This window comes from Natronorubrum amylolyticum (genome assembly GCF_052040145.1).
GTDB lineage: Archaea > Halobacteriota > Halobacteria > Halobacteriales > Natrialbaceae > Natronorubrum.
Genome location: NZ_JBPPFW010000004.1, coordinates 358,700 through 377,463, shown reverse-complemented (window position 1 = coordinate 377,463; position 18,764 = coordinate 358,700). Strand labels below are relative to the sequence as shown.

18 protein-coding genes are annotated in these 18,764 nt (G+C 64.7%); 7 read left to right on the top strand and 11 right to left on the bottom strand.

Translation table 11 applies throughout. The features are described 5' to 3' along the window. The first annotated feature begins 40 nt into the window (after nucleotides 1-40). From tatC to ACSFDB_RS17455, 4 genes are all read left to right on the top strand, one after another. Nucleotides 41-988 (top strand): twin-arginine translocase subunit TatC, encoded by a 948-nt coding sequence (tatC, locus tag ACSFDB_RS17470; RefSeq protein ID WP_440772185.1) that lies wholly within the window; start codon nucleotides 41-43, stop codon nucleotides 986-988. A gap of 373 nt (nucleotides 989-1,361) precedes the next feature. Next, nucleotides 1,362-3,533, top strand: coding sequence for an assimilatory nitrate reductase NasA (nasA, locus tag ACSFDB_RS17465; protein ID WP_440772184.1), 2,172 nt, complete (start codon nucleotides 1,362-1,364; stop codon nucleotides 3,531-3,533). A gap of 425 nt (nucleotides 3,534-3,958) precedes the next feature. Beyond that, complete coding sequence (locus tag ACSFDB_RS17460; RefSeq protein WP_440772183.1) at nucleotides 3,959-5,305, top strand: MFS transporter; 1,347 nt, start codon at nucleotides 3,959-3,961, stop codon at nucleotides 5,303-5,305. 369 nt (nucleotides 5,306-5,674) lie between these two features. Continuing rightward, the gene (locus tag ACSFDB_RS17455) at nucleotides 5,675-7,447 is read left to right on the top strand and encodes a nitrite/sulfite reductase (RefSeq protein WP_440772182.1); all 1,773 of its coding nucleotides are present in this window, start codon (nucleotides 5,675-5,677) and stop codon (nucleotides 7,445-7,447) included. Nucleotides 7,448-7,623: 176 nt separating this feature from the next. On the opposite strand, the gene ACSFDB_RS17450 is transcribed toward ACSFDB_RS17455, so the two are convergent. From ACSFDB_RS17450 to ACSFDB_RS17425, 6 genes are all read right to left on the bottom strand, one after another. Continuing rightward, complete coding sequence (locus tag ACSFDB_RS17450; RefSeq protein WP_440772181.1) at nucleotides 7,624-7,761, bottom strand: hypothetical protein; 138 nt, start codon at nucleotides 7,759-7,761, stop codon at nucleotides 7,624-7,626. Between the two features lie 227 nt (nucleotides 7,762-7,988). Next, nucleotides 7,989-8,345 (bottom strand): hypothetical protein, encoded by a 357-nt coding sequence (locus tag ACSFDB_RS17445; RefSeq protein ID WP_440772257.1) that lies wholly within the window; start codon nucleotides 8,343-8,345, stop codon nucleotides 7,989-7,991. A gap of 250 nt (nucleotides 8,346-8,595) precedes the next feature. Further along, a complete protein-coding gene (gene larE, locus ACSFDB_RS17440) occupies nucleotides 8,596-9,489 on the bottom strand; it encodes an ATP-dependent sacrificial sulfur transferase LarE (protein WP_440772180.1) in 894 nt (297 codons plus the stop codon). A 66-nt stretch (nucleotides 9,490-9,555) separates the two neighbouring features. Then, the gene (locus ACSFDB_RS17435; RefSeq protein ID WP_440772179.1) at nucleotides 9,556-9,846 is read right to left on the bottom strand and encodes a cyclase; all 291 of its coding nucleotides are present in this window, start codon (nucleotides 9,844-9,846) and stop codon (nucleotides 9,556-9,558) included. Between the two features lie 55 nt (nucleotides 9,847-9,901). Continuing rightward, entirely contained in the window at nucleotides 9,902-10,876 is a 975-nt protein-coding gene (locus tag ACSFDB_RS17430; RefSeq protein ID WP_440772178.1) for a Gfo/Idh/MocA family protein, read from the bottom strand. Between the two features lie 122 nt (nucleotides 10,877-10,998). Next, nucleotides 10,999-11,790, bottom strand: a complete 792-nt coding sequence (locus ACSFDB_RS17425) for a hypothetical protein (protein WP_440772177.1) — start codon at nucleotides 11,788-11,790, stop codon at nucleotides 10,999-11,001. A gap of 123 nt (nucleotides 11,791-11,913) precedes the next feature. Between ACSFDB_RS17425 and ACSFDB_RS17420 the strand changes: the two genes are divergently transcribed. After that, on the top strand, nucleotides 11,914-12,483 hold the full coding sequence (locus tag ACSFDB_RS17420; protein ID WP_440772176.1) for a DUF6789 family protein: 570 nt from the start codon (nucleotides 11,914-11,916) through the stop codon (nucleotides 12,481-12,483). 137 nt (nucleotides 12,484-12,620) lie between these two features. Beyond that, nucleotides 12,621-13,481 carry an ABC transporter permease gene (locus tag ACSFDB_RS17415; RefSeq protein ID WP_440772175.1) on the top strand — a complete coding sequence of 287 codons (861 nt, stop codon included), beginning with the start codon at nucleotides 12,621-12,623 and terminating at the stop codon, nucleotides 13,479-13,481. A gap of 301 nt (nucleotides 13,482-13,782) precedes the next feature. Here ACSFDB_RS17415 and ACSFDB_RS17410 read toward each other — a convergent pair whose 3' ends face one another. From ACSFDB_RS17410 to ACSFDB_RS17395, 4 genes are all read right to left on the bottom strand, one after another. After that, the gene (locus ACSFDB_RS17410) at nucleotides 13,783-14,880 is read right to left on the bottom strand and encodes a glutamate-cysteine ligase family protein (protein WP_440772174.1); all 1,098 of its coding nucleotides are present in this window, start codon (nucleotides 14,878-14,880) and stop codon (nucleotides 13,783-13,785) included. A gap of 235 nt (nucleotides 14,881-15,115) precedes the next feature. Then, complete coding sequence (locus ACSFDB_RS17405) at nucleotides 15,116-15,610, bottom strand: YciE/YciF ferroxidase family protein (RefSeq protein WP_440772173.1); 495 nt, start codon at nucleotides 15,608-15,610, stop codon at nucleotides 15,116-15,118. 28 nt (nucleotides 15,611-15,638) lie between these two features. Further along, complete coding sequence (locus tag ACSFDB_RS17400) at nucleotides 15,639-16,286, bottom strand: YciE/YciF ferroxidase family protein (protein WP_440772172.1); 648 nt, start codon at nucleotides 16,284-16,286, stop codon at nucleotides 15,639-15,641. A gap of 27 nt (nucleotides 16,287-16,313) precedes the next feature. Next, nucleotides 16,314-16,643 carry a DUF5789 family protein gene (locus ACSFDB_RS17395; RefSeq protein WP_440772171.1) on the bottom strand — a complete coding sequence of 110 codons (330 nt, stop codon included), beginning with the start codon at nucleotides 16,641-16,643 and terminating at the stop codon, nucleotides 16,314-16,316. A gap of 121 nt (nucleotides 16,644-16,764) precedes the next feature. On the opposite strand from ACSFDB_RS17395, the gene ACSFDB_RS17390 reads away from it, so the two are divergent. Then, the gene (locus ACSFDB_RS17390) at nucleotides 16,765-17,949 is read left to right on the top strand and encodes an ATP-binding protein (RefSeq protein WP_440772170.1); all 1,185 of its coding nucleotides are present in this window, start codon (nucleotides 16,765-16,767) and stop codon (nucleotides 17,947-17,949) included. A gap of 45 nt (nucleotides 17,950-17,994) precedes the next feature. Here ACSFDB_RS17390 and ACSFDB_RS17385 read toward each other — a convergent pair whose 3' ends face one another. Further along, complete coding sequence (locus ACSFDB_RS17385) at nucleotides 17,995-18,669, bottom strand: hypothetical protein (RefSeq protein ID WP_440772169.1); 675 nt, start codon at nucleotides 18,667-18,669, stop codon at nucleotides 17,995-17,997. Between the last annotated feature and the right edge of the window lie 95 nt (nucleotides 18,670-18,764).

Below are 18,764 nucleotides of genomic sequence, written 5' to 3'. Positions count from 1 at the left end.
AAAAAGGCCTATAACCGGTGGCCGTCTGATATTCCGATAGATGTCGGACGAGTCGGTGGACGACAGGGATGGCGGGGATCCCGTCGACGAAGCCGCGGAGCCACGGGAGGCGGACGACGAGCGCTCGCCTTCCGACGACGACCACAACGAGGAGTCCGATCTGCCGGTCGAAACCGACGGCGAGGGCGTCGTCGATCGCCCCGACAGTATCGACGAACCCTCATACCCCGATCCGGACGACGACGTCGGCGGCATCTCGACGCCGCCGGACGACGAGGAGATGCCGCTGGCCGACCACATCGAGGAGATGGTGCTCCGGTTCGCGGTCGTCTTGCTCGTCGGCGCGGCCGGGACCTCGATCGGGCTGTTGTTCGCGTCGGACGCGATCAGCTACGTCTGGACGGACATTTTCCCGTACGCGGCCGAAGAGGTGCCGCCGCCGCACGTCTACCATCCACTCGAGCTGTGGCTGACCCGGATCAAGTTCTCGGCGCTGCTCGGGATCATGGTGGCGCTCCCGGTGTTCGTCTACCAGTGTTACCTGTTCATGCGACCGGGGCTGTACCCCCACGAGCGCAAGTACTACCTCGCGGCGGTGCCGATGAGCGTCGTCCTCGCGGGGCTCGGGATGCTGTTTTCTTACGTGCTCGTGTTGCCGGTGCTCTTCCAGTACTTCACGTTCTACGCCGAGGGCAGTGCGGATATCGCGTACGCGCTCGGCGAGACGTTCGATCTGGTCATCACGCTGACCGGCTTCCTCGCGATCGTCTTCCAGATTCCGCTGTTCATCATGCTCGCGATCATGATGGGCGTGACGACCCGCCGCTGGCTGGCCCAGAAACGGCTGTACTTCTGGGCGGCCTTCTTCGGGCTTTCGGTCATGTTCACCATGGACCCGACCATGATGGCCCCCATCCTCGTCGCGCTCACCATGATCATGCTGTTCGAAGGGACGCTGTTCGTCCTGAAGTGGGTCGGACGGGAGTAAGGGTCTGCTTCCTCGGCGCGTCGCGTTCGACGCTCGGTTGTGCGCCGTCCGGTCGTTTCGCTCGACTCGAGCGAACGGCTTCTGACGCCAGCTATCAGACCTGCAGCGAACCGGCTCGTGATACGTGGACACCCGTTCGGTCGACCCGTGTCGTCCGATACTTTCACGTCCTTATATTCCTCCTATCTATCCGTAGATTGCTGGAATTACCGCTTTATCACTCCAGAAAGCACAGTTTGTAAACGCTCACCGTTTAGTAGTTGCATACGTTCTCTATTTCTGTGAACGAGTGCATGATGTTGAGTCAAATTCTTGCTGCAGGGTGTGTTTGTAAATCGCACACCGCACGGTTCGCGGTCGGGAGGTGTCGTCCGTGACGGAGCTCGTCCCGACGACGTGCATGCGCTGTGCGGTCGGCTGCGGACACGTTCAGCGAGCCGTCGAACAGGGGTACGGCCTCGACGTCGTCCGCGGCGACGCCGCCCATCCGACCAACAACGGGCTTGCCTGCCAGCGCGGTATCAGCGAGACCGTCGACCCCGGCGGCGAATGGCTGACTCGGCCGCTCGTTCGACGGGGCGGCGAACTGGTTCCGACGACCTGGGAGACCGCCCTCGAGCGCGCCGCGGAGGGGCTCGATACGGCACTCGAGGACGGCCCGGATAGCGTCGCCGTACTCGGCAGCGGCCAGCAGACCAACGAAGCGGCCTACGCCCTGGGCAAACTCGCCCGCGGCGGGTTCGGTACGCGGTACTACGACGCGAACACGACGCTCTGTATGGCGTCGGCCGTGACGGCCTACTACGACGCCTTCGGGAGCGACGCACCGCCGCCGACGTACGACGACATTCCGGACGCCGAGACCCACCTTGTCTGGGGAGCGAACCCCGCGGCCGCCCATCCGGTCATGTTCCGGTGGATCAACCAATCGTCCGACGCGGACGACTCCGAACTGATCCTGGTCGACCCCGTCGCAAGCGAGACCAGCGAGGTCGCCGACCACCACGTCCCCGTCGAACCCGGCGGTGACCTCGACCTCGCCCGTGCGGTCCTCGCCCGCGTCGTCGAAACCGACCGCGTCGACGAGGCGTTCGTCGCCGAGGCCACCGAGGGGTTCGACGACCTGCGCGATCAGCTTCCCGACGCCGAGACGGCCGCCGAGGCCGCCGGCGTCTCCCTCGCGGACGTCGACCGGATCGCCGACGCGCTCGAGGACCCCACCCTCGTCTACTGGGGGATGGGAATCAACCAGAGCGTCAACGGGACGGCGGCCTCGGGCGCGCTGATCGACCTCTGTCTGGCGACGGGGAATCTCCGCCCCGGCTCCGGTCCGTTCTCGTTGACCGGGCAGGCGAACTCGATGGGCACCCGCGTCTGCTCGTCGAAGGGGAGCTGGCCCGGCCAGCGGCCCTTTACCGACCCCGACCACCGCAAGGAGGTCGCGGACACCTGGAACGTCCCCGTCTCGCGACTCCCGGACGATACCGGCCCCGGTCCGGTCAGCATCGTCGACGCGATCGGCGACGACGTCTCGGCCGTGTACGCGGTCGCGACGAATCCCGTCGCCGGCATGCCCGATACGACGCAGGTCCGCGACCAGCTCGAGGACGCCTTCCTCGTCGTTCAGGACGCGTTCCGGAGCGAAACGGTCGAACTCGCCGACGTCGTTCTCCCGGCGGCGACGTGGGGGGAATCCGAGGGGACGACGACCAACATGGAACGGACCGTCTCGCGCGTGCGCGCCGCCACGGACACGCCATCGGGAATCAAGACCGACCTCGAGTTGATCGGCCAGCTCGCCGATCGACTCGTCCCCGACCTGTTCGAGGAACCGCTCGAGCCGAAATCGACGTTCGAGGAGTTAGCGGCGCTGACCGCCGGGACGCCCGCTGATCTCTCGGGAATCGGCTACGAACGTCTCGAGGCCGAGGTCGCGGTTCGGTGGCCCGCTCCCGAACCTGACGTCTCGGCCGGCTATCGCTACTACGAGGGGCCGCTGGCCGATGACAGCGAGGGGACCGACGATGCTGATACCGGTGCTGGCGAGGCCGTCGAATCGTGGTCGTTCCCGACGCCCTCCGGCCGCGCGCAGTTCTCGACGGGTGAGGCTCGGCCGCTTCCGGAGCCCACCGACGAGCAGTTCCCGCTGACGCTGACGACGGGGCGGCGTCCGGACGCGTACAATACGGGCGTCCGCACCCGCGAAGACGAACCGCCGACGGCGCGCGTCAGCCCCGCGACCGCCGCGGCGCTGGCGGACGAACTCGTCGATCGAGAGCCGGCCGCGGATGCGGACGGCGCCGACGAGACGGCCGAGTACACGCAGGTCGTCTCCCGCCGAGCCTCGGTCACGGCTCGCGTCGAGGCCGACGAGTCGATCCCCGACGGCGTCGTCTGGCTCCCGATCCACCACCCCGCGGTCAACGACCTCACCCTGCCGGACGTCGATCCGCGCTCGAAAGAACCCAACTTCAAACAGTGTGCGGTGCGACTCGAGACACCCCACGAGCGCGAAGCCAGAGCCGTCGCCGAAATCAGCGCGTGACGGACGTGCTGAGCGCGTCGTCTCTTCTCGTCTCCCGTCTCCTTTCTATCGAGTAGCGTCTCCGATAGCCGGCCATCGCCTCTCGGTTGTGAGTAATTCTCACTGTTTGGAATCACCTACTTGATCCGCGTTTGCGTTGGATCTACATCCTAATATTGACCATATTTGTTTGCATATGATCTATCTACTGTCGAAAACTCCGAATAATGGCCGTTTGTAAACGGATACTGTTATAGGTGTTACTCTCATGAACCGAAAACGTGAATTTGGACATGTTTGGAGAGCACGTCCCCGACTTCGGTGTGGATTGTTCAACTGAGGTGGTCGACGGTGGTCCGTAAGCAGACAGCGTCCCGCGCAGGGTGGGACCACGGCGACGATCGGACACACGACACCGAGAGGGAGTTCTGGACGAGTGTCGGCGGATGAGCGAGCGCGATACCGTCGCGGGTGCCGACGGCTCCGGCATCCGCGGCAGCCCCCGACGCGCGGTCTCGATCCTGACGTTCGGCTACTTCGTCGGCTTCGCCGGCGTCGTCGTTTACGGCCCCGTCGCGGCCGAGTTCGAGGAGGTGCTGGGGCTCTCAGGGCTCCTCCTCGGACTGCTCGTCGCCGCACCGCAGCTGACCGGGTCGTTGCTCCGCATTCCGTTCGGCGCGTGGGTCGACGACGTCGGCGCGAAGAAACCGTTCGCTATCCTGCTCGGTCTCTCCGTCGTCGGCATGGGCGGACTCCTGACGATTCTGGTGCTGGCCTACCCCGACGGGCTGACGATGACCCACTATCCGCTGATCTTCGTTTTCGGCTCGTTATCCGGCTGCGGGATCGCGGCGTTCTCGGTGGGGATCGCCGACACGTCATACTGGTACCGCTCGAGACACCGGGGAACGATGCTCGCGATCTTCGCCGGACTCGGTACCACGTCGCCGGGACTGTTCACCATCGTCGCCCCGTTCGCCCTCCTCTATCTCGGCCTGACGGGAACGTACGCCGCGTGGTTCCTCTTCCTGCTCGTCGGGACGGTGATCTTCGTGATCTACGCCGTCGACTCGCCGTACTTCCAGTTTCGAAAACGTGGCTTCGATGAGGAGGCGGCGAAAGCGCGAGCCAAGGAAAACGGCCAGGAGCTGTTCCCGGGCGGTGACGCGATGGAATCGATCCGCGAGGCGGCGACTATCCGCCGCTCGTGGCTGCTCACGGCGATGTTCTTCGTCTCCTTCGGCGGCTACCTCGCGCTCACCGTCTGGTACCCCTCCTACTGGAGCAACCTCCACGGACTCGACGTCCAGACGGCCGGCATCGTCACCGCACTGGCGTTTACGCTCTCGTCACCGCTCTTTCGTGCGTCCGGCGGCGCGATCAGCGACCGGTTCGGCGGCGAAGAGACGACGATCGCCAGTTTCGCCGTCGTGGTGATCGCGACCCTCGCGCTCGTGGTCACTCGCGATCTGTACCTCGCGATCGCCGCGACGGTGTTCCTCGGTGCCGGAATGGGAATCGCCAGCGCCGCTATCTACCAGCTGCTCCCGAAGTACGTCCCCGAAGCGGTCGGCGGCGCCTCCGGACTCATCGGCGGGATCGGCGGCTTCGGCGGCTTCGTCGTCCCACCGATCCTCGGTCTCTTCGTCGACGTTCGGGGCGTGAGCGGCTACGCGACCGGGTTCGTCGTCTACCTCGTGCTCGGAGTCGTCTCGCTCGCCATCGCCGGGCTGCTCTACCAGTCACGGTCGTCGACCGTCCGCTCGCGTTCGCCGACCCCGGCCGACGACTGAGAGACGACGGGCGCTATTTCGGTCAGCCGCTTCGATCTCTGTACCGTCGAACCGCTGTGCGTTTCGCCACCACTCGCTCTCGATTACGGACGCTGGAAGCTCCCATTTTCGCGCTCCAGTCACACTGACACCCGTCGAATTACCGAACTGTAGACCGTTCGACCGCTGTTCACATACATCCTAGTACAGGATATATTCCATTGTACATTCGTCGTCTGATCCTAAAACACCGACTTAATTAGATGTTTGTAAACGATTAGGGTTATGTGCGTTAGGTACGTGATGCATAAACGTGACTTGCGACATGTTTGGAGAGAAAAGTGGAGAATCCGTGCCGGTTCGTTCGTTCGGAGATGAGGTGAGTGTCTGATGGTCCACAAGAAAGAAGAACAGAAGGCCGACTGTTACGGCGACGAGGTGCGTGAGCACATCCTCGAGTTCGCCGAAAACGGCGGCTACGAGGCGATTCCGGAAGACGAGCGCGAGACGTGGTTCACCCGGTTCAAGTTCTGGGGGCTGTTCCACCAGCGCAGCGGCCAGGAATCGTACTTTATGATGCGTCTTACCAACGCCAGCGGCATTCTCGAGCCGGGCCAACTACGCGTCATCGGCGAGGTGGCCCGCGACTACGCAAACGGGCCCGTCGCGAACCCCGAGTTCGGCAACGGCTGGATCGATCTGACGACCCGTCAGTCCGTCCAGCTCCACTGGCTCAAACTCGAGGACGTCCCCGAGATCTGGGACAAGCTCGAATCGAAAGGCGTCCACTCGCGCTCGTCGGGCGGCGACACGATGCGGAACATTTCGGGATCGGCGCTTCACGGGAAGGTCGAGGAGTACGTCGAGTCCGGACCCCTGCTCGAGCGCTTCGAGGAGGAGCTTCGCGGCGACGACGCGCTCGCGAACATGCCCCGGAAGTTCAACATCAGCGTGACCGGCTCGAAATCCGGCTGCGCGCAGGACTCGCTCAACGACATCGGGTTCGAGCCTGCCCGCAAGGAGATCGACGGCGAGGAAGTCAGGGGTTTCAACGTGCGTATCGGGGGCGGCCTCGGCGGACGCCAGCCTCGCGCCGCGACGCCGCTCGACGTCTTCGTCCGTCCCGAGAACGCCTACGAGGTCGGCCGCGCATTCGTCGAACTCTACCACGACGAGGGCGGTCGCACGAACCGCTCGAAGAACCGCGGTCGGTTCTTCGCTGAGGACTGGGGGATGGAGAAGATCCGCGAGACGATGCAGGCGGAGTACGTCGACTTCGAGATGCACCGCGCGGGCGAGGACTTCCGCGACGAGTACACGTACAACGCCGGTCGTCCCACCCGCGAGGGCAAACACGACCACGTCGGCGTCTACGACCAGAAACAGGACGGACTCAACTACGTCGGGTTAAGCGTGCCCGTTGGTCGTCTTCCCGCCGAAGACGCGATCGGACTCGCCGACCTGGCCGACGAGTACGGTTCGGGCGAGCTCCGCCTCACCCGCCGTCAGAATCCCGTTATCGTCGACGTCCACGACGACGACCTCGAGGATCTGCTGGCGGAGCCGCTGCTGGAGGAGTATCCGCCCGAGCCGAGCGCGTTCGAACGCGGGGCGATGGCCTGTACCGGGACGGAGTTCTGTTCGATCGCGCTCACCGAGACCAAGGGCCGAATGGCCCGGATGCTGCGCTGGTTCAACACGAACGTCGAACTACCCGATGACGTCGGCAAGATCAAGATGCACTACTCCGGCTGTACCGCCGACTGCGGGCAAGCGATGACCGCGGACATCGGTCTGCAGGGCATGCGCGCCCGGAAGGACGGCGAGATGGTCGAAGCGTTCGACATCGGCGTCGGTGGCGGCGTCGGCGAGAACCCGTCGTTCGTCGAGTGGATCCAACAGCGCGTCCCCGCTGACGAGGCCCCCGGCGCGATCCGCAACCTGCTCGAGGCGTTCGCGGCCCACCGCGAGGACGGACAGACGTTCCGTCAGTGGGTCGAGGCGGTCGGCACGGAGCAGCTCGTCGAGTTCTGTGAACCCGAGGAGACCGACTTCGAGGCCCCGTACATGAACGACGCGAAGCAGTCGTGGTACCCCTTCGCGGAGAGCGAGTCCGCGGCCGCCGCGATGGGTGAGGGGTCCGCCGCGCCGTCCGACGACTAGCTGCCCCCTTCTTCGACCGACTCACGTTATCGCTGTCGCTCTGGTGCAGCGATTCTTCCGCTGTTGCTCGCTGATTCAGTACGTCGGTACGGCGGTCGCTATGTAGTTCGGTTAGCGTCTCCGCTGAAAATTGGGTGTTCTCGTCTCCGGTTCGCAACTGCCAACGTCGGCTCGGCTTACCGCGAGAGTTTGCTGACGAGTCGCTCGAGGGCGGTCGTGAACCCGAGCGTCGGGGTTCCGGGCATGTAGACCGGGACGTCGGACTGTTCTGCTGGCTCGGCGACCGTCGGCTCGGCTGGGTCTCTCGTGCTCATACACCTTCTTGACGCCGGAGCTATTTACATTTTCGCAAATTTACTTTCCGAACCAGCAACCATCAATCGTTAACGAGTAATATTCGCACGGTATTCGGTATATTGGTACACCGACACGCGGTCGCTTCTCACCGATAGCGACGGTGACTGATCGCTCTCGCCGCGAGACGGCTCATCCCCCGATCGAGGCGGGTAGAAACGAAGCGCGACCGAACCGCGCTCGTTCGTTACCGGTGCTCGCGCGTCCGCTGGTAGGCGTACTCGAGGGCGTCCTCGAGCGAGCCCGGGCCGTCGTAGCTCGCCGAAAAGAGGTCCATAAATTGGGCTGCGATCCGATCGCAGCGGTTGAAGGTGAGTACGGTTCGGACACGGATCGTCTCGGAGAGATCGAGACCGGGGTAGGTCGTCGCGGTCAGGGCGTAGCCAGGGTGGTCCTCGCCGTCGAGCGAGGCCGGCGCGACCTTCAGCCGCAGGTCACCGGATTCGTGGCGATAGGTCCGATACTGCATTTCCCGGTCGGTGTCGGCCGGGGTGTACGTCCGACACTCTTCCGTGTTCCACTCGAGCGGCACGTCTGCGTCCATCATCCAATGGTACCCATTCTAGTGCTACGTCCGTATCGAAATGCGCAATATTCCCGGACGTTAGTGGAAAAACTCCACTACTGATAGGTTCTTCACGGAGAAGACGGTTATATTCTGGAGGAGTGTTGGACGAAGCCGCGCCATTCCGTACGATGTCGAAATCCCGACCGAGATCGGTGACGGAATCGGGGCCGAACGCTCTCGAGTGCGGACAGATATGCGGGTGAGAAATCGGTGGCTCGAGGGCCGGTCAATCGTCCGTTTGTGACTCCGCGGCGAAGACGTCGTCGACGAGCGGCTCGTCCGTCGCGGATTCGCCCTCGCTGTCGGCGGTGTCGGTCGCCGGACTCACGCTCCCGGTTCGGTAGCCGTGGAGATCCAGCGTCACGTGGTCGAACCCGAGCCCCTCGAGTTCGTCGCGGACCGTTTCGACGAACTCCACCTGGAGCGCCCGCTCGAGTTCGTCGGGAGCGACCTCGATACGCGCGAGGCCGTCGTGGTCACGGACGCGGAACTGGTCGAAGCCCCACTGGCGGAGCAGCGCTTCGGCGCGCTCGACGCGAGTGAGTCGCTCCTCGGTGACCTCGAGCCCCGTGGGAATACGCGAGGAGAGACAGGCCATCGAAGGTTTGTCCGCGACCGACAGCCCGTACCGCTCGGCGATCGCGCGCACCTCCCCTTTCGAGATGTCGTGTGCCAGCAGCGGCGAGTGGACCTCGAGTTCGTCGACCGCTTGGAGTCCGGGCCGGTGGCCCGCGCCGGGATCGTCCGCATTGGTGCCGTCGCAGACGGTCTCGATGTCGAACTCGCGGGCCGTCTCGAGCATCTCGCCCAGGCGCATCGTCCGGCAGTGATAGCAGCGATCGTCGTCGTTCTCGACGAACGCGTCGCTCTCGAGTTCGGAGAAGGCGACGATCTCGTGACGGATGCCGATCTCCTCGGCGACCCGTCTGGCGTCCTCGAGTTCGGCCTCGGGCAGCGTCTCGCTGCGGGCGGTACAGGCGACCGCGCTCTCGCCGAGGGCGTCGTGGGCGAGTGCGGCCACCACGCTCGAGTCGACTCCGCCGGAGAAGGCGACGAGTACCCCGTCCCGATCCGCGAGGTCCTCGCGGGCGGCCTCGAGTTTCGCCTCGACCGTTGTCATGGCCCGTGGTTCGCACTGGACGGGCAAAAGCACGTTGTCGTCGCGGCGTCGAAACGGCAACGTCTCTCAGACGTCCTGCTCGTGAACCCGATCGAGAAGTCCGGACTCCGGGACGTCGACGACGCCGGCGTCGTCGAGCACCGCCTGAAACTCGGCCGACTCGAAGTACGCGAGCGCCTCCTCGAGTCGGTCATCCTCGATCTCCTGGATGACGATCAGCGTCGTTGGATCGGCCTGTTTTCGGAAGACTTGCGTCCCGAGGGATCCGTGGGCCGCGCGGGTCTCGGCGTTGGCTTCGTGGTGCGTTTCCCACGTCTCGTAGTCCTCGATCACGTGTTCGGCGTAGAGGTAGACCATTGCGATTCCGTATCGATACCGCGTACAATAACACTCCCGTCGATCGGTCTCGCGCTCAGCACTCGACGGGCCGTCCGGACTCGCCGCTCTCGAGGAGTGCGTCGATCACTCGCATGTTCGCGACCGCTCCCTCACCGTCGGTTCGGGGCGCTCGTCCTTCCTCGACGCTCGAGACGAACGCCTCGACCTCTAGTCGGTACTGATCGACCGGCTCGAACGTCTCGACGCCGTGGCGCCCGTCGATTCGGTACTCCAGCTCCAGGGGCTCGCCGTTCGGCGGATTGAAGGCGTTTTCGACCTCGATCCAGCCGTTCGCGGCCTCGACGCGGTAGCGCTGGACCGCCTGCGTGTCGAAGCCGGAAGCGACGCGCGCGGACGCCCCGTCGTCGTACTCCAGAATTCCGGCCAGTTCCGTGTCGACGCCGGCTCCGCGCGAGTCGTGCGTGTGGGCGTACGCTCGTTCGGGTTCACCGAGGAACTGGCGGACGACCGAAACGGGGTAACAGCCGACGTCCATCAGGCTCCCGCCGACGAGCGGTTCTGACAGTCGGATATCGTCCGGGCGGCCGAACAGCGGGAACTTGAACGCGGCCGTCACGGAGCGGACGTCCTCGAGCTCGTCGCGCGCCAGTTCGATCGCCCGCTCGGTCCGCGGATGGTACCGGTACATGAACCCCTCCATCAGCGTCACGTCGCGGTCGGCGCAGTGGTCGACGACCTCGCGCGCCTCGTCGGCGTCGACCGCCAGCGGCTTCTCACAGAGGACGTCGATGCGGGCGTCGGCCGCCCGCTTCGTCCACTCGGCGTGCAGGGCGTTGGGCAGCGGAACGTACACCGCGTCGACGTCCGCGCCCTCGAGCAGGGCCGCGTACCCCTCGTAGCAGTCGTCGATCGCGTACTCGTCCGCGAGCGCCCGCGCCGACTCGAGGTCCCGAGAGGCGATGGCGGTCACGTCGTGGTCGGTGGCTTCGACGGCCGGAAGAAACGCCTTCCGTGCGATACCCGCCGTACTGAGGACGCCGAAATTCATACGTCGTGTTGCTCGACCCGGCACTAATACTCTGTCGGACGTCCCGATTCACGCGGTATTCTCGCTGCGGAACGTCGTTCGCACTGCGTCGTCGGCTGCAGGCGGTGCCAGTCTCGACGTCCTCACGATGATCCGGACCAATCGACGGCCGTTCGCATCGCTTCGCGGGCGTCCGCGGGGACCTCGTCGGCGGCCATTCGTTCGTCGAGTCGCCAGCGGCGCTCGAGGACGACCGCCCCGTCGGTCTCGCGGTAGCCGTCGAACCGATCCCAGGGACGAAAGGAGGTGGCCACGGTGCCCGACTCGATGTATCGCAGGCCGTGCTCGCAGGCCTCGTACGTTCGGTGTCGACGGACGCTGATCTGCAGGATGACGATCCCCGCGACGGCGCCACTCAGGAAAAACGAGGGGAGACCGTACAGCATCGCGGCGAACGCGCCGACGCCCCCGAGCGCGAGTGCGACCGTCCCGACGTGCATCCACCGTCGCCGCTGCGGGTCCCGATTCGCGGTCCAGCGTGCGCGGACGTCCCCCGCGGCTCGATCCGCGTAGACCCTGTTTCCGAGGATCCAGAGCGCGAGCCCGACCGCCATCAGTCCGATCAGCGGGAACAGCACGGACAGCGAGACGTCGACGGTGCCGACGGTCTCGTCGACGAGTATCAGTCCGATTCCCGGAACCATCGCGGCGAACACCGGCACCGCGAGCAGTCGACGACGCCCGAACGCGACCCACAGCTCTGGACGGCCGCCGAGTGCGAGCGCGACGGCTACCGCGAGGAGCCAGAAGCCGACGGAGAGCCCGGTTCCGCCGACACCCGCGATCGTTCCGGCGAGGTATCCGAGGAGACCGACGTAGACGCCGGCCGCCATCGATGGCCCGTCAACGTATGACCGGCCGCTGAGTGAGGGCATTATTGCGATATCTGAACAGTTCGAACGGTAAACACGTTTTGGTCGGATCGTCTCGAGCGACCCGTACACTGCACGCCGGACTGTTAAGTCACCGTTCGTGGTAGAAGGCGGCCCGAGAACACTATGTCGCTATCCAATCGATTACGACGGTTGCGGTCGACGAGCGAGTCCAAGGAGGGCCCCAGAGCGATGGCCGAGCAGTCGCGAGCGGAGCACGCCGCCTACGCGGCGATTCGCGGCCTGCAGGCGGGGTTCGTTGCGACGATCATTATGACGGCCTTTCGGCTGCCGATCCTGCGGTCGCTGCCGCCGTCGGCGAACTTCTACTCGCAGTACGTCTCCGGCGGCGATCCGGAGGACCACCCGGTCGCCGGACTGCTCTTGCACTTCGTCTACGGCATTCAGGCGGGGGCCCTTTTCGGGGGACTGTTCGCGTTGCAGGACGCCGAACGCTCGATCGAACCCGAACAGCGCGGCCTCGTCTGGGGCTCGATCTACGGGATGGCCCTCTCCGCGTTCGGCTCGCAGATCATGCTGAAGGAAGTACTGGACATTCGGCTCGACGCCGACGAACTCGCGCTGTTCCACGCTGGCCACCTCGTCTACGGACTGTCACTCGGCGCGTGGGTCGGCTCCCGCACTGAGGGCGTCGAGGATCCGGAGGAGGAGTACGAGTACGACGACGGTAACTGAGTTCACAACTCTCCGCTGCGATTCGTGGCGTTTCTAGCATCTTCCTGCCCCGTCTTACCAACGATTAGCAGTCGTATTACGATGGACCGATTCGGGTCATAACAACCTGTAAACCCCGCAGGCGATGGGGTTTGGATATGGAGATCGGAGTCGTTCTCGGCGTCATCGCGATCGGGTTCATTCACGGGGTGTTGCCGGACCACGGGTGGCCGATCGCGGCGACGTACGCGCTCAACAAACAGCGTCGCTGGCTCTACGGCTTCCTCGCGGCGCTGATCCTCGGGGTCGGTCACCTCGTCAGTAGCGTCGTCCTCGTGCTGGCCTATTTCTGGTTCAGTTCCTTTGCCGACTTCGCGGACGGCCCGTGGCTCGGCGTCGTCGCCGGGGCCCTGTTGATCCTGCTCGGCATTCACGAGTACCGCCACGGCGGGCACGGATTGGACGATCACGATCACAGCCACGATGGGCACGAGCACTCACACGACGGACACGATCACAGCCACGACGGGCACAGCCACCACACCGACGGCGGCAGCGAAGCGAACTCGGGTCACGGGCACGCACACGATGTCGACCACGATCACGGCGGTCACGCACACGACGGCCATGACCACCACGATCACGGCGACGACCGGAGCCTCCTCGAGCGCATCCGAAGCGCCCTCCCGGGCGGCGGCGGTCACCAGCACCTCACGGAGGAACACGCCGAGCGCGGACTGTTCGCGCTCGGGACGACAGCGCTCGTGCTCGGCTTCGCCCACGAGGAGCCGATTCAGATTCTGGCGATCTGTAGCGGCGCCGGAACGGGGCTCTGCCTCGAGTTGATGCTGATCTACTCGCTGGCGGTCATCGTCGCGATCATTATGCCGACGCTGCTGTTGATCGCGGGATACGAACACCACCGCAAGCGGATCGAGCGGTACACGCCCTACCTGCCGACGATTACGGCCGTCGTGCTGATCGGGATGGGGATGGCGTTTATCTTCGGGTTCATCTGACGTTTCTCTCCCGCTCGAAGTGATTGCTACTCAGTCGTTGGTAACTCGACTACGGTTCGAATCGAGGACCAGTCACCGTTCCCAGTTCGTACACGCTATATGCATACGTACCTTTTTCCGCCTCGGGATTCCTCACTTCGTTCGGAACCTCTCGGCGCAAAAATCTACGCTAAAAAGGCCGCTCGCTCCCGTTGGTCGCTCGCGGGTGCAGCGCTTGTACTCCGACCGCAGCTAACGTCTCGGCCTGTACTGATCACAACGTTCACAACCATCCACACAGCAAAATCCTACTCCTGTCTCGTCACACCTCGAGCGACTGTACGAGGCGGTTGACGTCCTCCTCGAGCAGACTCGCGTACTCTAATCGCAGGTCGCGAGCGTCACTCTTGGGGACGAACTGCCGGCCGTCGATCCGCGTCGAGATAGGGTGGTAGTCGTCGACGGAAAAGCCCATGCGATCGAGATATCTCGTGACCTCGGTCGAGTCGAGCCCGTCGTGCATGGCGGCTTCGGCGAGATCGCAGGCGGTGTCGAACTCGGGAAGGCTGATGCCGTCGTTCGTGACGTGACCCGTGTTTCTGGGGTCGCTGTCGCGTTCGATCTCGACGGTCGTGTGGTGGAGTTGTTCCATCACGGACCGGAGTTCGTCGGTCAGTCGAAGGAGCTGACTCGGCAGCGCGGCGTCCGGCGAGCGCCACTCGACCGTCGGCATCGCCTCCCGCAGGCGAACCGGCGTCCAGACCACGTCGTCCGGCGAGAAGTGTTCCTCGACGGCGCGTTCGTCGATCCCTTCCTCGAGGGCGGCCTGCTTGAACTCGTCGTAGCGACGCTCGAGGCGGCGGTGCCACTCGCCGACGGTCTCGACGTAGTGCCAGAGCTGGCCGTGTTTGGGGAACTCCTCGTAGCTCTTCTTCCGGTAGCAGTAGGCGCGGGCGCTGCTGGCGATCCGTTCGCCCTGGAAGTACGGCGAGGAGTTGACCAGCGCGAGCGCGGCGTCCAGCGCGATGAGCGCGTTGAGCTGGTCGGTGACGTTTCGCTTCTCGACGTGGATGTGCGTGCCGGCGCAGTACTTCGCGTAGTCGAAGTTCTCGCCGACGACTTCCTTCTGGATCCGGCCGCGTTCGTCGGGGCGTCGCTCGATCTCGTCGCTGTTGATCGGCGTCCCCAGCGGAACGAGCCGTTTGTCGACTCGTCGTGCTCTCGAGAGGACGTCGTCGAGTTCCTCGACGAACGTCCGCTGGAGTTCGTCGACCGTCTCACAGGGGGGCGTTTTCAGCTCGAACAGCGGCTCGACGAACTCCCGTTCGGTCTGGTCGGAGGTTTCCGCCAGTGCGCCTGGAGACGTGAGTTCGCCGTCGGTGTCGGTCACCCAGTACTCGACTTCGATGCTCGTATTCATACTCGAGATGGAAACTGGTCGGCAATCACGGTGTCTCAGCGGCTGCTCTCGTCGCGGATTAGTTGCACCATTCTGGCGTCGTGGCCGGCGTCGCTACCGTCGGGTTTCGAGATAGTTGCACGCGTTTCGTTGAAGTGACGGTGCCTGCAGCCGCCTGCCGTTTCTCCCAGCCGGGACGTCGAGCTATCGACTCGGTCCGCGAGCCGTCTCGACTGTCAGCTACTGCCCGCCGTCGCTACGTCTCGTCGGTGGCGATCGGTTCCAGTGCCGAACGTTCGGTTTCGAGCGCTTCGAGCGCGCCGAGGGTGGCTCGCTCCTCCGCGAGAGTCGCCTCGAGCGGCTCGACGACGTCCTCGTCGTAGGCGAGGCGTCCGGCGAGGGTGAGCAGCGACTCGTAGGCCCTGATCTCGAGTCGCTCCGACACGAGGGCGATCTCGAGGACGGTCGGAACGGACTCCGGTGACTCCTCGTGCTGTCGCCACGATTCCGCCACTCCGTCGGCGGTTCGCGTTCGACTCGCGTGTGGCTGTCGGCCAAGCGCCTCGAAGAGACCCTCGAGCCGGACGACGTGGTCTTCGGTCTGCTCGCGGTGGGTCGCGAGCCGGTCCGTGAGGTCGTCGTCCGACGTGTTCGACACCATTTCGGCCAGCAGTTCGACCTGCGTCCGTTCGACGTAGTACGCGCGCTGGAGCTGATAGCCGAACAGATCCTCGAGCGTTTCGATGTTCATGGGTTGGTATCTCTGATCACGGTTGTTCTCACCGGGAGCGGCCGAGCGATTCTCGCGAGGCCGCGTCCACTGGATGTGCGTCGAGCAGCGTTTCCACGGCTTCGCCGTCGAGCAGCGACTCGATCTCGGTCCGCACCTGTCGTTCGTCGTCGTAGCTGTCCTGCAGTGTCTCGACGACCTCGGCGACGTCATCTGTCGCTTCGCCGTCGGTGGTTTCGTCGCCAGTTCGAGACGTCTCCGACGCGTCGCTGGCCTCGAGTTCGGTCGCCAGCGCCATCGTCGTCTCGTAGGCCGTACACTCGATCGCCTCGAGTTGCAGGACCGTCTGAATGTAGTACAGCGGCCGAATCGCGTCGTTCAGCACGACGTTGTTGAACGCCTCCTTGTCGGCGATCAGGCCGTCGAGTTCGGGGACGCGGCGGGTATCGGGAGCGACGCCGAGCGCGTCGAAGGCCCGTTCGATCCGCTCGAGGTGGTGTTTGCTCTCCTCGCGGTGGTCGTCGATCACGTACTGGAGCTGCTCGCGACACTCCAGCGCGCGCAGGTCGTCGAGCGAGTCGATCGAGACGTCGGTCGAGAGGGTTCGGAGCGCGGACTGTAACGTTCGCTCGATGTAGTACAGCCGCTCTAACTGAGCCGTGAGTGCGTCACGCGGGGTCGTCGTTGCGGTGCTCATGATGCGTGGTGTGTCGACAAACGTCTTTTAGAACGACTGTTGCATCCGGGTCTGCTCGTCGGTGTCGTGGGGGCTGTCCCCGCGGTCGCTGTAGCGCGGCCGACCGACGGCGTCGCGTCGGACGCCGTTCAGAATCGCCAACTCGAGTTCGTTCCGGCTCTCGTAGGTCTCGTGGCCGGAGGTCTCGAGGATCGCCTCCAGCGTATCCGACTGGTGGGGGTACCTAATCTCGACGTCGGCGAACTCCGCCAGCACCTCGTCCGTCGTCAGCGGGAACGTCGTGTCGTCGAACAGTCGGCTGACGGCCCCGACCTCGATCGATCTGCCCTCGTCGCCGGTGTCGTCGATGTGGCTCATCGGAGTGCCCCTATCAGGATCTGTGGTAAAATTCCACAGCCTGCAATCGACTGCGCGCGCTCGATCCGAGCGAACCCGACCGCCGGAACGGCTAACAAACGTGGGCACGTGTAGAACGACTATGCATTGGGCCGCGAACGGCAACTTCGTCGACCGCGACCGGATCCCGCAGTACGTGGTCGGCTTCGGCGCGCTGTTGACGCTCGCGCTACTCGGCGAAGTCGCGTTCCTTTTTGCGATCGGCTCGCCGATCGTCTTCGACGGCGGGTTTCTGGTCGGCGTCGTCACCACGATCCCGTTTCTCGCCGGGATCGTGTTCGGCGGCTACTGGCTCCGATCGTCGGATCTCTCGCCGGATCGGTATCTGCGGGTCGTCGGCTGGGGTCTCACGGGGACCGTCGTCTTCCTCGCGATCAATCTCGCACTGATCGTCGCGATACCGTACGACTCGTGGCTAGTGATCGGTCCGTGGATTCGGTGGGCCGTCGTCCTCGGCGCCAGCGTCGGCTTACTGATCGGCTGTCTCGAAGGCCGCGCCATCGAGCGCGCCCTGGCCGCCGAACGGGCCTCGCTTCAGGCGGCGTACCTCGAGGACCAGCGGGAGTATCTCGACTACCTCAACAGCATCCTCCGACACGAGGTGTTGAACACGTCGACGGTCATCAACGGCTACGCGTCGCTGCTCGAGACCGAGGCCACGGGGCTGACCGGGCAACAGCGAGAGTGGGCGCGGATCGTGATCGACGAGTCCGAGGAGCTGTCGACGGTGATCGACGACGTCCGCGTGCTGATAGCGGCGACCGAAGGTGGGCGTCAACTCGAGCCCGTAAACGTCTCTCGGGTACTGGCGGACGAAATCCGCAAGCTCGACCATCGGTGGGAGTCGGTCGACGTCGAAACCTCGATCCCGGAGCGCGTGTTCGTCCAGGCCGACGACTTGCTCGCGCGTATCTTCGCGAACCTCCTCTCGAACGCCGTCGAACACAACGATGCGGAGACGCCGTCCGTGGCGGTCGCGGTCGACGCAACGCCCGAAACCGTCAGTATCGAAATCGCGGACAACGGTCCCGGCATCCCCGACTCGGAACGGGAGACGCTGTTCGAGCGCGCCGAGAGTCACGGCAGTACGCACGGACTGGGGCTCTATCTGGTCTCCCAGCTAACGACTCGCTACGGCGGGTCAGTCGAGTTGACCGAGACGGGTCACGATGGGAGCGTGTTTACGATCGAGCTTCCGGCCCTGTCGGACGATCAGGCCAGCGTGGCGCTCGAGCGCCAGACGGATCGATCGCTCGTGATGGAGTGAATGAATCGTGTCGGCTCGTTTCTTCCGAGTGTCCGTCGTCGTTTCTCACGACAGCTCCATCTCTCGCCGTCGTCGGGTGAGATAGTAGCCCGCGACGAGGGGCTGCAACGGCGGGATAAACAGGCTGAGAAACGCGATACCGAGGTAGAACCCCGGGTTCGGTCGCCACGAATCCCCGTCGGTGCAGACGTAGGCCGCGTCCTGATGGATCGCGATCGGGAACGCGCCGAACGCGATCGTCCCCGCGAGAGCGATCGCGGCCGCGAGCAGTCCCGGAATCGTCAGGATGATCGCGATCGTCGCCGCGACGATCCCGAACAGCGTCGTCGCGAGCGAGACCGCCACGACGAGCCACCAACCCGACCAGCCTGACCGCGTGCCGAACCGTCTGTGCCGACGCGCGAGATAGACGACGCCCGCGAGCGGTGCCGAAACGAGCGCGAAGGCGGCGTTAAGCCACGGGTTCGGATGCCAGTTCCCGCTGGCCCGGGGCAGCCGTCTGATCCGCCGCGCGTCGAAGAAGATCGCCACGAGGAGCCCGAGCGTCAGAAATGTGTAGCCGAAGCTACTGACCAGAAGCAGTCCGTACTGCAGCCCGGGAACGCCGGGTTCCGTCTCTTGGACTACGCCGATCAGGCCGACCCCGATCACCGGCGGGAACAGGTACAGCAGTCGCTCGATGAACCGCGCCCAGTCGATCTCGTCGACGTGCGTTCTCATCTCGAGAGCGATCCGCTACTGACGGGTGCGTGGCCGATCATCACGCTGGTATGTGACCGACCGTCACGGGGGTGAATCCCGTAATCTCTGTGACG

Coding starts and splice junctions, on each gene's coding strand:
- larE (WP_440772180.1), bottom strand. CDS start 9,489: ATGACAACGGTCGAGGCGAAACTCGAGGCCGCCCGCGAGGACCTCGCG.
- tatC (WP_440772185.1), top strand. CDS start 41: ATGTCGGACGAGTCGGTGGACGACAGGGATGGCGGGGATCCCGTCGAC.
- ACSFDB_RS17405 (WP_440772173.1), bottom strand. CDS start 15,610: ATGAACATCGAAACGCTCGAGGATCTGTTCGGCTATCAGCTCCAGCGC.
- ACSFDB_RS17425 (WP_440772177.1), bottom strand. CDS start 11,790: ATGCCCTCACTCAGCGGCCGGTCATACGTTGACGGGCCATCGATGGCG.
- ACSFDB_RS17415 (WP_440772175.1), top strand. CDS start 12,621: ATGGAGATCGGAGTCGTTCTCGGCGTCATCGCGATCGGGTTCATTCAC.
- ACSFDB_RS17410 (WP_440772174.1), bottom strand. CDS start 14,880: ATGAATACGAGCATCGAAGTCGAGTACTGGGTGACCGACACCGACGGC.
- ACSFDB_RS17450 (WP_440772181.1), bottom strand. CDS start 7,761: ATGAGCACGAGAGACCCAGCCGAGCCGACGGTCGCCGAGCCAGCAGAA.
- ACSFDB_RS17455 (WP_440772182.1), top strand. CDS start 5,675: ATGGTCCACAAGAAAGAAGAACAGAAGGCCGACTGTTACGGCGACGAG.
- ACSFDB_RS17400 (WP_440772172.1), bottom strand. CDS start 16,286: ATGAGCACCGCAACGACGACCCCGCGTGACGCACTCACGGCTCAGTTA.
- ACSFDB_RS17420 (WP_440772176.1), top strand. CDS start 11,914: ATGTCGCTATCCAATCGATTACGACGGTTGCGGTCGACGAGCGAGTCC.
- ACSFDB_RS17390 (WP_440772170.1), top strand. CDS start 16,765: ATGCATTGGGCCGCGAACGGCAACTTCGTCGACCGCGACCGGATCCCG.
- ACSFDB_RS17460 (WP_440772183.1), top strand. CDS start 3,959: ATGAGCGAGCGCGATACCGTCGCGGGTGCCGACGGCTCCGGCATCCGC.
- ACSFDB_RS17435 (WP_440772179.1), bottom strand. CDS start 9,846: ATGGTCTACCTCTACGCCGAACACGTGATCGAGGACTACGAGACGTGG.
- ACSFDB_RS17385 (WP_440772169.1), bottom strand. CDS start 18,669: ATGAGAACGCACGTCGACGAGATCGACTGGGCGCGGTTCATCGAGCGA.
- ACSFDB_RS17445 (WP_440772257.1), bottom strand. CDS start 8,345: ATGGACGCAGACGTGCCGCTCGAGTGGAACACGGAAGAGTGTCGGACG.
- ACSFDB_RS17430 (WP_440772178.1), bottom strand. CDS start 10,876: ATGAATTTCGGCGTCCTCAGTACGGCGGGTATCGCACGGAAGGCGTTT.
- ACSFDB_RS17395 (WP_440772171.1), bottom strand. CDS start 16,643: ATGAGCCACATCGACGACACCGGCGACGAGGGCAGATCGATCGAGGTC.